A 14,991-nucleotide genomic window follows, 5' to 3' on the forward strand; every position below is an offset into this window, starting at 1 on the left:
CGTCCGCGCCCTGACCACCGCCGTCCTCGACGCCTGCCACGGCACCCTCAAGGACGACGCCACCGTCCTCATCCTGGACTGGCACGGCGACCACCGACGATCCGCCGGAACCGGGCCGGACCTGCAGCACTGATCCACCACTCCTCAGGAGCGCAGGGCCCGCTCGACCGTGGAGTGGCAGCCGATGACGGTGTCCAAGCCCACGAGTCGGACCACCCGTGTCACCGGCTCTTGGGCGGCGGCCAGGCGCAGCCATCCCCGGGCCGCGCTGACCTGGTGGTGGACGTGGACGAAGGCGTTGATGCCGGAGGAGTCCAGGAAGGTCACGTCGCTGAGGTCCACCACGACACGGGGCACCTGTCCGTCTTCAGCGCCGTCCAGGGACAACAGTGCCGTGGTCAGCGAGTCCTTGACATCCTGGTCGATCTCTCCGCGCAGAGTCACCACGCGGATGCCGTCGACAGTGGAGTGTGCGATGGACAGCCGCTCCGGTCGGCCAGTTCCCGAAATGTCGGCCACCGCCCCTCATCCGAGCCCGGGCTGCCGGGGCAGCGCCCGTGGACGATTGTGCCGCCCTGTCCCGGCCGGTCGCCTGCGCCGACCACGTCGACCATGCCCGAACCTTGCGCGCGGCATGCATGCGGACACGATACGGCGGGCACTCGCGGGCGAAGAAGGGACGTGGACGGGTGGTGCTGGTGGGGTCGCAGGCCGAGGACGGGGACTGTACCGAGCGCGATGCCGACCCGACACGAGTCGGTATCGCCCTGGCCGGAGGCGACGGATGCATCGCCCAGGCCCGTCGCCACGCCGCCGACTTCCTCACCCGCCTCCGGGACGAGCACGGCCTGGGCGTCTCCGAGCACACCGTGGGCACGACCCAGCTCGTCGTCAGCGAGCTGGTCACCAACGCCCTCAAATACGCCCCCGGACCTGTCCGCATGGAACTGCGCATCACCGGCGCCCAGGTGGAGATCGCCGTCTCGGACACCAATCCCAGCACGCCGGCGGCACACGCCGCCGACCCCGGCCGCGTGGGCTGGCACGGCCTGGAGATCGTCAGAGCCGTCACCCAGGACCTCGACATCCAGCGACGGACGGGCGGCAAACGCATCGCCGCCCGGATCGCCCTGACCCACCTCCCTGGTACCGACACCGCCGAGCGGGACGTGCCGTAGCGACGGGGCTGCCCGATGCCCGCGGCGGCTCGGCCATGGAGGGGGTCACCTGGCCGGGCGAAGCTCACGCCAAAGGTGTCAATGCCCGGGCCGGAAGCGGACGTTCGGGAAGCGGGAGCGTGTGGTCCCGTTCGCCCGATGAGGGCACTGTGGTGTCCCGCGTCCGAGCACGATGACCATGGGCGGGCGTCGATCTCATGGTCCGTGCGCTGGAGAAGCAGGCTCGGCCTCTCCCACTGGGCCTCCGTCAGCTACATCTGCCGGAAGCCGCGCCTGTCGGTCTCGGCAGACATCGCCCGCCGCGACCCGCCCAGTGCCGGCGTGACGAGCAGCCGCTGCCGAAGATCCGTGCCGTTCGCGCCGCGTCCGGCGAGACGTACTGCGCCCGCGGGAACCACCGCCGGCCGCGGCGCGAGGACGACCTGGAGGGCGTGGACCGACCACGCTGCCCGAGCCGACCACCCGGCGCTCGCCGGACCTGGTCCGGCCGGCTCTACGTGGCATTCGTTCTCGACGTGTACTCGCGCATGACCGTGAGACGGCAGCTCGCGACCCACACGCGCACCGATCTCTCGCTGGATGCCCTGGAAATGACGCTGTGGCGCCGGGGCATCAAGAAGGGTCGGGCCTGAATCCGACTCGCGCCCGGCCGTTTCGCGGTGGCGCACTCCTCTCGGACATGGAATGAGACGGCTTTCACCCAGGTGGACCGTAAGTCGAATAGAGGTGAACGCCGCGTCGCGAGCTGTGCGTTTCCTCTTGTTCCGGTGTGTGTTCTCCCCGCATTCCTTAAAGGATCTTGATCCCGCCTTCACCTGGCTTTTACAACTTGCAGCTGCAAGAACGCGTGATCGAAGAACGGGGGGTCCGATGCGTCCGGTGGCGCGCTGGCGTGCGTGGATCGTCGTGATGTCGTTGCTGCTGGGCTTCTGGGCGCAGGAGGGCGGCGCCGCCTACGCGGCCACGAAGCCGTCCGTGTCGGTGGGCTCGGGGCTCGGCCACCTGTGGGAGTGGCTGGCGGGCAAGGACGGTTCGGGCCCGCGCTCGAAGACCGGCTCGGCCTCCGACGTCCGCGTGGCGAAGCCCGCCAAGGGTCACCCCGCAGGGCGCGCACCCGGCAAGGGCAAGGGGCAGCTCGCCGCCGACCGGGCACCCGGCGGCACCGCGGCGAAACGGACGCTGTCCGGCAAGGTGCCCGTCGGCTTCGACACGAGGACCAGCAAGCGTGTCGCCGCCAAGTCGGGGGCCAAGTTCGACTACTTCCAGAACACCGACGGGTCCTTCACCCGCAGGATGTCCGAGAACCGGATCAACTACCAGGACAAGTCCGGCACTTGGCAGTCCATCGACACCGACCTGGCCAAGCGCTCCGACGGCCGCTGGCACGAGCGGTCCAACTCCCTCGGAGTGTCCTTCGCGCCCGCCACCGGTGCGGTGAAGACCGGCGGATCCGTCGAACCGGCCGCCTTCACCTGGCAGACGGCGGCGGACGACACCCCGAGCCCCAGCCCGACCGTCACCTCCGGCACCTCCGCCCAGGGCGACCTGGCCACCCTGGCCCTCTCCGGCAGCGAGTCGGTGTCCTGGTCGCTGGCCGGCGCCGACGCGGTCACCGGCACCGCCTCGGGCTCCTCCGTCGATTACGACGGTGTCCTCACCGACACCGACCTCGTCCTCACCCCCACCGCCGACGGCGTCAAGGAGTCCCTGGTCCTGAACTCGGCCAACGCGCCGACCAGTTGGGTCTTCCCGATGACCCTCAAGGGGCTGAACCTGACCACCGCCTCCGACGGCACGGTGGAACTCGTCGACACTGGCGGCACGGTGATGGCCACCCTCCCGCAGCCCTTCGCCCGCGACTCCCACGTCGACCCCACGACCGGCGAGTCGCACGACAACTGGGCCATGAGCTACAGCGTCACCGAGGTCGACGGCACCCCCGCCGTGAAGATGACGCTGGACCCCTCCTGGCTCGCCGGTTCCGACATCGCCTTCCCCGTCACCGTGGACCCGACGATGACGGTGACCACCGCCGGGCAGACCCTGACGACGTACGTGTACTACCCGAACACCGCCGACTACTCCTCGGACACGATCCTGCGCGTCGGCACCCCGGACGGCGGCTCGTACATCGGCCAGGCGTTCATGAAGTTCCTCGGACTGCCGGACACCGACGGCTACCACATCACCGACGCCGATCTGCATCTGTTCAACGTGTGGGCGTACACGTGCAGTTCGTCCACCTCGTACAGCGTGTACCCGATCACCGAGCAGTGGTGGGTGACCGGCCAGAAGTCCTGGTCGGACCGGCCCGCGACGGCCGCCGCCATAGGCACCTGGGCGGGCACGGTCTCCGGCACGGTGTGCGGGAACACCTCGGTGTCCACCGGTACCGGCCAGTGGCAGACCACCGACCTGGACACCGACTGGTTCCAGAAGATCGCCCTGGGTCAGACCAGCAACTACGGCCTGTCCGTGTTCACTTCGGCGACCAACTCCAACCAGTGGAAGAAGTTCGACTCCGACCAGGTCGACAGCCACGCCCCCTACATCACGGTGACGTACAGCAAGAACTCCGCCCCGGACATCGAACACACCTATCCCAAGGCGAACTTCACCTCCCCCTCACTGCGCCCGCAGCTCCAGGTCAAGGCGGTCGACCCGGACTCCTGGCCCACCACCCCGCTCAAATACGACTTCGCGGTCTACTCCTCCTCCGGTACGCAGATCGACACCTCCGGCTGGCAGACCTCCACCAAGTGGACCGTGCCGTCAGGTGACTTGGACTGGTCGAAGTCGTACTACTGGACGGTCTCCGCGAACGACGGCTGGTCCACCACGACCAGCGCCACCCAGGCCCTGTCCACCCTGGTGGCACAGCCCCTGATCGCCTCCCGCCTCGCGCAGAACGGCGGGCACGGCTACGACGAGGAAGCCGGGAACTTCACCACGGCCGCCACCGACGCCTCCGTCTCCACCGTCGGCCCGTCCCTGGACGTGACCCGCTCCTACAACTCCCTGGACACCAGCACCTCCGGGGCCTTCGGCGCGGGCTGGTCGGCGCTCGCGGACATGCGCGCGGTCATGGACGACGACGGTTCCAAGAGCGTGGTCGTCACCGACGACGGCGGCAAGCGGCAGCGCTGGGGCTGGTCCTCCTCCGGATACACCCCGCCGATCGGCACCTACGGCACCTTCAAGGCGCTGTCCGCCGGGTACTCGCTGACCGAGACCTCGGGCACGACGTACACCTTCGGCACCTCGGGCGGCACCAACATCTGGCTGCTGTCGCAGATCAAGACACACGCGGGCCTGACCGAGACGCTCACCTACGACTCCTCGCACCGGCTGAGCACCGTCAAGAACGACGTCTCCGGGCGCACCCTGTTCCTCACCTGGGCCAAGCCGTCGAGCGCCGCCCACTACCATGTGCAGACCGTCACCACGGACGCGGCCACCAGCGGCGACACCTCCACGGCGGCCCTGTGGACCTACGGCTACACCGGCGACCGGCTCACCTCGGTCTGCCCGCCGTCCGCCACGAGCCCGGCCACCGCGTCGGCCTCCTGCTACGCCTACACCTACGTCAACGGCTCCAACTACCCCTCCGCCGCCCTGGACGCCGACCCCAGCGGCTACTGGCGCCTCGGCGAGGACTCCGGCAGCACCACAGCCGCCTCCTCCGTGCTGGCCAACGAGCAGACGGATGCGGGCAGTTACAAGAACGCCACGCTCGGCTCCACGGCCGGTCCGCTCACCGGGTCCTCGGCCACCGCCACGACCCTCGCCGGCACCGGCTACGTCAAGGTCCCGGCCGGGGTGCTGCACGCCAGCACCACCCGCGCGGTCTCCCTGTGGTTCAAGACGTCCAAGAAGGGCGTCCTGATCGGCGACCAGTCCAAGGCGGTCGGCGGCACGGCGGCCTCGGGCACCTGGACGCCGGTGCTGTACGTGGGTTCGGACGGCAAGCTGCGCGGCCACTGGTGGAGCGTGAGCGGTTCAGGCAGCTCCGACTTCGGCTCCACCGGCACCGTCACCGACAACACCTGGCACCACGCGGTGCTCAGCTCGGACGGGGCCACGCAGACCCTCTACCTGGACGGCGCCAAGCAGGACACCTTCTCCGGCACCCCCGACGACCAGGACAACGTCTACACCTACATCGGCGCCGGATTCGCCACCTCCTGGATCGACTCCCCGGGCGACGTCAGCTACTTCACCGGCTCCCTCGCGGACGTCTCCTTCTACAGCCACCCGATCACCGCCTCGCAGGCCGGCGACCTGTACGCGAGCGGCACCGCGAGTGCGGCCCTGCTGACCAAGGCCGCGAGCCCGGCGGGCCGTACCGTCTCGGCGGTCTCGTACGACACCGCGGCCGACCGGCTGACCGACGTCACCGACGAACACGGCGGCATCTGGCACCTCGGCACCCCGACGGTGGCCGGCTCCAGCGCCGTCTTCCGCGGCACGGTGCTCGGCGCCGACCCCGCCGGGTACTGGCAACTCGGCGACGCCGACGACGACGGGTCCGCGACCTACGCGGCCGACGAGGTCAACGGCGGCGACGGCACGTTCAACAACGTCACCCTCGGCGTCAGCGGGCCCTTCAGCGCGAAGGACAGCACGGCGAGCACCGCCGCCTCCTTCGACGGCACCGACTCCTATGTCTCCGTCCCGCCCGAGCTGCTGCACTCCGGCACCAAGCGCTCGGTGGGCATCTGGTTCAAGACCTCCACCTCCGGTGTGCTGGTCGGTGACCAGTCGGTGGCGATCGACGGAGCCACGGCGGCCTCCGGTACCTGGACGCCGGTGCTGTACGTGGGTTCGGACGGCAAGCTGCGCGGTCACTGGTGGAGCGTGAGCGGTTCCGGCAGCTCCGACTTCGGTTCCACGGGGACGGTCACGGACAACGCCTGGCACTACGCGGTGCTCAGCTGCGACAACGACAGCCAGGCACTGTTCCTCGACGGCACCAAGCAGGACACCTTCTCCGGCACGCCGAACGACCAGTCCAACGCGTACACCTACATCGGCGCGGGGTTCGCCAAGAGCTGGCTCGACTCCCCGGGCGAGGTGAGCCACTTCAAGGGATCGATCGCGGAAGCCGCCTTCTACGACCACAATCTGACGTCCGCTCAGGTCGCGACCCAGTGGAACGCCTACAAGCAGTCCACGGGCACTGTCGCCACGGAGTCCGTGGCGGTGACGGACCCGGGGCAGAAGACGCTGACCAGCACCTACGACCTGTCCAACGGCGGCCGGATGCTGACCGACACGGACGGCACGGGGGCCATCACCTCCTACGGCTACGACACCTCGGGCTTCCTCTACACGACGACCGACGGCAACGGCGATGTGACCACGACCGGCCACAACTCCCGTGGTGACGTGGTCTCCCGCACCACGTGCCAGGACCAGTCGTCCTCCAAATGCTCGACGTCGTACTTCACCTACTACCTGAACGCCGACTCCGACACGGACCCGCGCAACGACCAGTTGCTCACCTCGTCCGACGGACGGTCGTCGAGCTCGACGGACGCCACCTACCGGACCGTCAACACCTATGACACCAACGGCAATCCGCTGACCTCGACCTCGCCGGCCGTCACCGGCCACAGCGCCGGCCTGGCGACGAAGAAGACCTACACCTCCTCCAGTACGGCCGGTTACGTCTCCGGGACCGTCGCCCCGGCGGGTCTGCTCGCGTCCACGACCACACCGGGCGGCGCGGTGACGTCGTACCTCTACTACGCGAACGGCGATCTGGCGCAGGAGACTTCACCGCTCGGTCTGATCACCCGCTTCACCTACGACTCCGTCGGCCGGGTGCTCACGAAGACCGAGGTCTCCGACACCTACCCCGCGGGCCTGGTCACCCGCTACTCCTACGACGCCCTCGGCAGGACGCTCACCGAGCTGGATCCCGGCACCACGAACGCCGTGAACCAGGCCGTCGTCCACACCGCCCTGACGACCAACTCCTATGACGCGGACGGCAACACACTGAGCACGGCCGTCTCCGACACCACCGGCGGGGACACCACCCGCACGACGTCCCGTACGTACGACGACTTCGGACAGCTCAAGACCGTCACCGACCCCGAGCAGTACAGGACCTCGTACACCTACGACAGTTACGGCAACAAGACGGGTGAGACCGATCCCGACGGCCAGGTGTACGCGTACACGTACGACGCCAACGGCAGTCCAATGACCACCACGTTGACCAACTACACCGGCTCGGACGACACCGCCGACGCCCCGGCCGCCAAGCTGCTGGAGACGCGGACCTACGACGAGGGCGGGCGGCTGCACACGGTCACCGACGCGATCGAGGTCACCACCACCTACGCCTACTACGACAACGGCCTCGTCGAGCAGTCCACCCGCACCGGCTCCTCCGGCACCACCTACGTCGACGAGCAGGACACCTACGACGACGCGGGCAACCTCACCGCCAGGACCACCGCCAACGGCACCCTCACCACGACATACACCGTGGACGCCGCAGACCGCACCACCGCCACCACGGCCGACCCGGGCAAACTGGTCCAGAGCACCGCGTACACCTTCGACGCCGACTCCCGCGTCCTGACCTCCGCGCAGACCGACGCGGCCGGGAACCCCGCCCAGAAGTGGACGTACGCCTACGACGCGGCAGGCGACCCGATGTCCGCCGCCCAGTACGTCGACAGCTCCCTCACCCTCACCACGAAGGCGACCTACGACGACCGCGGTCTGAAGGTCACCTCGACCGACGCGCAGAACCAGGTCACCTCCTACGCCAACGACGAGGCCGGCCGCCTCACCAGGACGACCGGCCCGGCGATCACGGAGACCACTCCCGGCACGGGCGCGACCGCCGACGTCTACCCGGTGACCCTCGACGGCTACGACACCTTCGGCGACCGCACCGAGGCCGAGGACCCCAAGGGCCACATCACCGCCACCGCCTACGACCGCGACGGCCGAAGGACGGGCACCACCCTGCCGTCGTACAACGGCACTTCGGCCACCACCACCTGGACCTACGACGCCGAGGGCGACGTCCTCGGCCAGACCGACGCCAAGGGAGAGACCGACTACTCCTACGACCAGCTGGGCGACCTGGTCGAGCAGACCGATCCGGCGATCACGGTCTCCGGCACCGCCACCCGCGGCACGGTCACCTCCTCCTACGACCTCGCGGGCAACAGCCTCACCGAGACCTCGCCGTACGGCGCCGTCACCCACCACACCTACGACGACCTCGGTCGCGCGAACAGCACCTGGGCGTACGTGTACACCTCGGCCGGCACCCAGACGAAGCAGGAGACCGACAGCACGTACAACAGCGCCGGACTGGTCGCGCAGACCGCCTCCGTCAGCGGGACCGCCGCGAAGTACACCTACGACGCCCTGGGCCGCACCCACACGGCCGCCGACACCACCGGCGACACCACCACGTACACCTACGACCTGCGCGGTGACCTCACCAAGACGCTCCTGCCGGACCAGACCGCGCAGACGGCAGGGTACGACGCGGCCGGCCGCAGGACCGCCACCGCGAACCTGGACTCCGCCGGCACCACGCTGACCTCGACCTCGGCGACGTACACGGACAACGGTCTTCTGAAGACCGCCACCGACGCCCGCCACCACACGACGAGTTACGCGTACGACGCCCTCGGCGACCTCACCCAGCAGACCGAGCCGGTCAGCGACAGCGCCTCCATCACCACCCGGTACGGCTACGACGCCGCAGGACACCGGACCGCCTACACCGACGGCAACGGCGACACCACCTACTACACGTACAACGCGCTCGGCCTGCCCGCGAGCAAGGAGATCCCGGCCGTCTCCGGCTACACCTCCACCGCCGACCGGACCACCGGCTACACCTACGACGAGCGCGGACGCCTCGTGACGCAGACCGACCCCGGCGGTGTCACGACGACCAACACCTACGACGCCCTCGACGACCTCACCGGACAGAGCGCCTCGGGAGCCGACGCCCCCACCGCCACCCGCGCCTTCCAGTACTCCCTCACCGGGGACCTGGTGGCGTCGGCCGTCGGCGACACCTGGGAGTACTACGACACCAACTCCCTCGGCGACATCCTGAGCACCTCCGGCCAGGCCGGCAGCTCATCCTTCAGCTACAACGCCGACGAGTCCCCGCTCACGCACACCGACGCCTCCGGCACCAGCACCTACACCTACGACAGCGACGGCCGGCTCAGCACCGACACGGACGCGGCGACCGGCACGACACTGACGTACGGCTACAACAGCCTGTCCCAGCCCAGGACGGTCACCTACGGCGGCTCGGGCGACGTACGCACCTTCGGCTACGACGCCCTGCACCGTGAGAAGACCGACACGCTCGCCACCGCCTCCGGCGCCACCGTCGCCTCGGTCGCCTACGACTGGGACGACAACAGCAACCTCACCGGCAAGACCACGACCGGGGTGCAGGGCGCCTCCGCCAACACCTACGCCTACGACCACGCGAACCGCCTCACCTCCTGGACCACCGGCTCCACGACCACCGGCTACACCTACGACGCCGACGGCAACCGGCTGACGGCCGGCTCGACGACGTACACGTACAACGCGCGCGACCAGCTGACCTCGGACGGGACGCACACCTACGCCTACACGGCCCGGGGCACGCTCGCTTCGAAGGACTCGACGGCGTACACCTTCGACGCCTACGGCCAGCAGGTCACCGCCGGATCCACGTCCTACACCTACGACGCGCTGGGCCGCGCCGTCACGGTCGGCTCGACGCACCTCTCCTACTCCGGAACCGCCAACCTCCTCTCCTCCGACGGCACCACGGCCTACAGCCGGGACCCCTCCGGCGCCCTCACCGGCGAGTCCTCGGCGAGCGGGGCCACCCTCGCCCTGACCGGCCTGCACGACGACCTCATCGGCCAGTTCACCGCCACCGGCACCGCGCTGACCGGTTCCGCGAGCTACGACCCGTGGGGCACGCCCCTCGCCTCCACGCTCACCGGGACCGTCGGCTACCAGGGCGAGTTCACGGACGCGAGCACCGGCGACGTGAACATGCACGCCCGCTGGTACACGCCGGGGACCGGGAGCTTCGGTTCCGCCGACACGATGGAGAACTCGGCGGTGGGCGAGAGCGCGGACGCCAACCCGTACGCGTACGTCGGTGACGATCCACTGACCAGGACCGACCCCAGCGGACACTGCTTCTGGGACGCGTGCATCGGTGAGGCGGAGGGCGCCTACCTTCTGGGCACGGCCCTGATCGGCGCCTGCATCGCGTACTGCTCCAGCGTGTCCAGGAGCATCTCCGACGGCTTGAGTTCGCTGTCCTCCTGGAGTTCCTCCAGCTCCTCGTCCCACAGCCACGCCTCCTCGTCCGCCGCGAGCCACTCCAGCGCCGCGACGAGCAGTTACGGCATGTGCGCCGAGGTCTGGTCGATGTCCTGCCAGCAGCACTACGACCACACGCGCACCAGCAGCGGCAGCCGGTCCTCCGGGGGCGGCGGCGGAGGTGGGGGTGGAGGCGGCAGCGGTTACTGCGGTTATTGCGGTGGCGGTGGTGGTGGCGGCGGTGTCAGCGCGGCCGAGGCCGCGGCCGCCGCCCGGGCCGCCGCAGCGGCAGCCGCCGCCGCGGAGGCCGCCCGCCGCGCGGCGATCCGCGCCCACGCCATCAAGATCACGGCGTCGATCGGCAAGGCGCATCTGAAGGTCCACTCGATCTCGGCGGCCGCCGAGCCGCCGACCGTCAGGATCAACATCGGCAACTCGGTGCTCAACGCGGCCGCGGCGGCCGCGGCAGGGCTCACGACCGCCGCCGCCTGCATGGTCACGGGCGCCTGCGCTCCCCACGACGAGGAGTCGTCGACGTGTGCGAGGAACGGTGCCGGGTGGGTCGACGCCGAGGACACCGACGCCTCGCACGGCAACCGGGCCCAAGGCGTCACGGCGTGCCTGACCCAGCAGTATCTGGAGGACCATCCGGGGTCGGAGACGACCAGGGACATCCGTCCGCCCGGCTACACATGGGCCCAGCGGTACGCCCGGCATCTCGGTGCCGTGCCCAGGGTGTCGGTGAACAACTGCCACCTGCTCGGCAGCCAGCTCTCCGGGTCCGGAACCGACCTGAGCAACCTGTCCACCTGCGGCCGCGACGCCAACGCCTACCCGAAGCGGGGCGGCCTGGGAGCCATGGACAACATGGTTCAATTCGAGAACCAGGTCCAGGAGCAGGTGGCGGCGGGTGAGACCGTCCTCTACTCGGTGCACCCGACCTATCAGGGCAGTCGAGTCACGCCGGAGTCGTATGTGATGACGGCCACGGCGTGGGACAGAGAAGGAAACCTCGTCGGAACCACCGCGCGCGATGTGCCCAACCTGATGAACACGCCACGGGGCTGGCGCAACCTCGGCACGGTGGTGGACTCCCGCACCGGCCGGGACGTCCCCACCTCATGACCGACGATCCCGATCGACCCGAGGACACCATGCACTGGGCTGTCGAAGAACTGGGCCGCGTCATGCGGCCGCCCGCCGGTGGCGGCGACGCCGTCGACTGGGACGCGTTGCGCGCCGAGTCGGGCTGGGAACTGCCGGGCGACTACCGCGATTTCGTGGCGGTGTACGGGCTGGGCGCCATCAGCGACTCGATCGGCATCCTCACGCCTCCTTTCGACGGCTACCCCTATGACGACCACCTGCTCCACGGAATCGAGTGGCCGCCGGAGGACGGGACGTTGACCTGGGCGTCGAACGAAGCCGGTGACGACTTCCTGTGGACGTGCGTGGGGGAGCCCGATGAGTGGCGCGTGGTCTTCCGGCCCAGGAACCGCCGCGGGGAGCACCGGTACGACATGGGAATGGCGGAGTTCCTGCTCCGCCTGGTGCGACGGGAGATCCGTCCGCCGCTCGGTGCTGAGCTGGAGTTTCCGGCCACGTTCGTGTCATGGCGGGAAGAAGAGGCGCGTCTGCTCGACGAGGATGGCGACCTTGAGGGATTTTGACAGGGTGACAGCGGAGATTCGGACCCTGTTGGGGCCGCCCGGATTCAACTGGACGGACCCGGCGCCGTGGATCGAAGTGGAGCGGGAGTTCGGCATCGAGTTCCCGGCGGACTTTCGTGAGGTCGTGGATGCCTACGGGTCGGTCGAAACCAACGGTCGGCTCTGTCCGGAGCATCCCGCCGGTCACCTTCTGCACAACCTCCCTCGGCGGGTCGTGGTGGTGGAACTCGACAGCCCGGCCTGGACCCTGCACGCGATGACGTTCGGCGAGTGGCGGTCCCACGACCTCGCGCCCGACCGCCCGTACTTCGCATCCCTGAACTGAACTCGGCACTCGTGGAGCAGAGGAAACACGTGACCGCGACGTCCGCACGTCATCTCTCCCGGCCTCGGCTGTGGACCTTGCTCGGTGCCGCCGCCGCCACTGCGGCGGGTGTGGTCGGCGTTCTGGTGTGGCTGCTCGGCTCCGACCCTACGGCTGCCCGCCCACCTCAGCCGGTCTCCCATGTCGACACCGCCACCCGGGCCTGTCTGTTGACGTCCACCGACTCGGATCCGGGCGTCGCGAGGACGTGGGCGGCGATGCGACAGCTGGCCGGGGGCGGTACGTCGAGCGTGGTCGTGCAGCGCTACCGTCTCCCGGCCGAAGCGGACGGCGCGACCTACGTCAACACCCTGGTACAACTGCGCTGTTCGACCATCGTCTCCACCGGGGCCGGGGCCCGCGCGGCCGTTGCGAAGACGCTCGCCGCCGGACATCCTCGGGGCGTCCGCTTCGCGGTCGTTGCCGACCGTCCGATGGCGGGGGCGACGCAGGTGGGCCCGGAATCGGTGAGTGCGCGGGCCCTGGCCGGGCTGATCGGCGGGCGGGAGCGACCATGACGTGCGGCTTCCCGGAGGGGAACCGGCCCGGTCCCGTCCCGCGGTGACCCGGCTGCGGCTGATGCTCCCGCCTCCAGGCGGTGCGAGCACGCGTGAGTCCAATTCGTACTGACCGGCCGTGCCGACCAGTCCTGGCACACCTTCCCCGGCGGGGAACGCCGGCGCACCCGGATCGCCCGCGCTTGCACCGGGGAGTCCCCAGAGCCGATTCCGGCCGGATCCGTGACAACCGAGCTCGGCAAGAGGGACTCAGACCGGTCGCGCCGCTTGAAAATCAGGTACAGGCTCACGCAGACCACCCCCATCAGCCCGATCGCGAAGGGGCACCCGAAGCTCCAGCCCAACTCCGGCATGTGGTCGAAGTTCATCCCGTAGATCGTCCCCACCAACGCCGGCGCGAACAGAATCGCCGCCCACCGCCGTAGCCGTGGTCTCCGGGCGTTCCGTAGGCGTCGGGCTGCCTTGCCGTAGAGGAGGTAGGCGGACGTTTCGAGGCTTCGTGCCGGAGATCGGCCTGTCGGGGTCCACCTGTGGTGTGGTTCGCCTGGTCCCTGCAACGTGCCGAGTCGCAGCTCGCAGAAGTTCGGCGGGCCCTCGAAGATGGTCTGCCCGCGATGGCGTTGGAGAGCGAACCCGGCGGGCCGGTGTGAGGGTAAAGGCCCTTTGAAGGAATGGCCTTCCGCTCCGCAACTGATCTGCAGGCAAGGGAGTCTCTGCCAGATGCAGTCTCGCCTGGCTGTGTTCAGTCTATGTCGGGGTCATCGAGCTCTTCGAGGAGGCGGCCCGCGAGGTCGTCGGCCCACTCCACGGCCCACGTACGCAGAGCGCTGATCGTGGCATCGTCGAGGCCATAAGCGGTGAAGGCTTCGTCGTCGGTCCACTCGGCGCCGGTGAGGTTCGCCTGGAGGTCCTCGCGCTCGAAGCGGCCACGGGCGTGGCGGCGGCCGAACTCCTCGAGCTCGGCATTTGTCCAGCGGCGGGAAGCGGCGAACACGTCGATCAGATCGCGGGGCGCCCCGCGATCGGCGAGGGCACGGACCTTGGTCCCGATCACGTCCTCCTCGGCGAGGACAGGCCCGTACGGGCTCCGGGCGACGGGCCGCCAGAAGATTTCCTTGAGGATGTCGACTTCGCATTCCTGCCCGGTGGCGGGGTCCGTTACGGTGAAGCGAGCGGACAGTGGGGCAGTCTCCAGCGCCTGCACCTTCCAGCCTCGGGCTGTCAGACCGCTACAGAGTGCGGCCGCGATGTCGGCCATGGGCGCCGGGTTTTCGGTGGCGAGGTCCAGATCCTGGCTGGGGCGGTTCACAAGGCGGTGCGCCCGCACGGCGTACCCGCCGGTGAGAACGAGGGGATACGGCGAGCCGAGGGCGATCACATCCGCCAGGAGCCGCGTGTGCAGCTCCGGCATGTCGGTCTCGGTCACGCGGCTGCCCGGGTGCGGGGAGCCAACTCGGGGAAGGCGTCCTCCCACACGGTGCGCACGGTGCGGCCGACGAGGGTGCGCAGCACGGGCCACAGCTGGAGGAGCAGATCCCGGTTGAGGTAGCGGGGCAGGTCGTCGTGGAGGCCCTCGTGCAGGACGGTGCGGTACAGGCCCATGCGCTGGCGAGGGTTGTCCAGGTTGTACGAGGTCATCCCGGACCATGCCAGGTGCAGCGGCAGCTCCACGACGGCGTGGGTCGGCCCGTGCAGTTCGTCCAGTGACTCCGGTAGACGGCGCCGGAACTTTTCCCGGTACAGCGCGAGGTCCTCGGCGTCTGCGCCAGAGAGGTTCCTCGGCCCGGCTCCGGTGTGCTGGGGGTGGGAGGCCATGTCTCCATTATGGCGGCAGGGCAGGGTCGGGGGCTTGTGGCTTCAATCAAGGAGTCAATGTCACTGTCTGTGTCCGTTGCAGATGGGGCAACGGCGCTCGGCGACAGGCTTGGTGG

General features: G+C 69.4%; 8 protein-coding genes and 2 pseudogenes. 6 read left to right on the plus strand and 4 right to left on the minus strand.

Features of this window, described 5'->3' with window-relative positions; genetic code table 11:
• Positions 1 to 133, plus strand: a pseudogene (locus ACFYRX_RS45835) (serine/threonine-protein phosphatase); the annotation flags it as partial.
• 11 nt (positions 134 to 144) lie between these two features.
• Here the strand turns inward: ACFYRX_RS45835 and ACFYRX_RS45840 are convergent.
• Complete coding sequence (locus ACFYRX_RS45840; RefSeq protein ID WP_389113265.1) at positions 145 to 519, minus strand: STAS domain-containing protein; 375 nt, start codon at positions 517 to 519, stop codon at positions 145 to 147.
• 119 nt (positions 520 to 638) lie between these two features.
• On the opposite strand from ACFYRX_RS45840, the gene ACFYRX_RS45845 reads away from it, so the two are divergent.
• The 5 genes from ACFYRX_RS45845 (at position 639) to ACFYRX_RS45865 (ending at position 13,060) form a co-directional block, all read left to right on the plus strand.
• Positions 639 to 1,178: an ATP-binding protein gene (locus ACFYRX_RS45845; protein ID WP_389113266.1), complete on the plus strand. Its 540-nt coding sequence runs from the start codon at positions 639 to 641 to the stop codon at positions 1,176 to 1,178.
• A gap of 879 nt (positions 1,179 to 2,057) precedes the next feature.
• Complete coding sequence (locus tag ACFYRX_RS45850) at positions 2,058 to 11,633, plus strand: LamG-like jellyroll fold domain-containing protein (protein ID WP_389113268.1); 9,576 nt, start codon at positions 2,058 to 2,060, stop codon at positions 11,631 to 11,633.
• On the plus strand, positions 11,630 to 12,178 hold the full coding sequence (locus ACFYRX_RS45855; protein ID WP_389113270.1) for a hypothetical protein: 549 nt from the start codon (positions 11,630 to 11,632) through the stop codon (positions 12,176 to 12,178). The genes ACFYRX_RS45850 and ACFYRX_RS45855 overlap by 4 nt, the downstream gene beginning before the upstream one ends.
• Positions 12,179 to 12,182: 4 nt before the next feature.
• Positions 12,183 to 12,503, plus strand: coding sequence for a hypothetical protein (locus ACFYRX_RS45860; protein ID WP_389113271.1), 321 nt, complete (start codon positions 12,183 to 12,185; stop codon positions 12,501 to 12,503).
• A gap of 29 nt (positions 12,504 to 12,532) precedes the next feature.
• Positions 12,533 to 13,060, plus strand: a complete 528-nt coding sequence (locus ACFYRX_RS45865; protein WP_389113295.1) for a hypothetical protein — start codon at positions 12,533 to 12,535, stop codon at positions 13,058 to 13,060.
• Positions 13,061 to 13,317: 257 nt separating this feature from the next.
• On the opposite strand, the pseudogene ACFYRX_RS45870 reads toward ACFYRX_RS45865, so the two are convergent.
• The 3 genes and pseudogenes from ACFYRX_RS45870 to ACFYRX_RS45880 all read right to left on the minus strand — a co-directional run.
• A pseudogene (locus ACFYRX_RS45870) lies at positions 13,318 to 13,479 on the minus strand (CorA family divalent cation transporter); the annotation flags it as partial.
• A gap of 323 nt (positions 13,480 to 13,802) precedes the next feature.
• Positions 13,803 to 14,471, minus strand: coding sequence for a nucleotidyl transferase AbiEii/AbiGii toxin family protein (locus ACFYRX_RS45875; RefSeq protein WP_389113294.1), 669 nt, complete (start codon positions 14,469 to 14,471; stop codon positions 13,803 to 13,805).
• Between the two features lie 11 nt (positions 14,472 to 14,482).
• Entirely contained in the window at positions 14,483 to 14,875 is a 393-nt protein-coding gene (locus tag ACFYRX_RS45880; protein ID WP_389113273.1) for a hypothetical protein, read from the minus strand.
• Positions 14,876 to 14,991 lie beyond the last annotated feature (116 nt).

The organism is Streptomyces sp. NPDC005374 (assembly GCF_042872225.1).
Classification (GTDB): Bacteria; Actinomycetota; Actinomycetes; order Streptomycetales; family Streptomycetaceae; genus Streptomyces.

Bases quoted from the DNA above. Each gene is read 5' to 3' on its own strand.
- ACFYRX_RS45875 (WP_389113294.1), bottom strand. From the start codon at position 14,471: ATGCCGGAGCTGCACACGCGGCTCCTGGCGGATGTGATCGCCCTCGGC.
- ACFYRX_RS45855 (WP_389113270.1), top strand. From the start codon at position 11,630: ATGACCGACGATCCCGATCGACCCGAGGACACCATGCACTGGGCTGTC.
- ACFYRX_RS45880 (WP_389113273.1), bottom strand. From the start codon at position 14,875: ATGGCCTCCCACCCCCAGCACACCGGAGCCGGGCCGAGGAACCTCTCT.
- ACFYRX_RS45845 (WP_389113266.1), top strand. From the start codon at position 639: ATGCGGACACGATACGGCGGGCACTCGCGGGCGAAGAAGGGACGTGGA.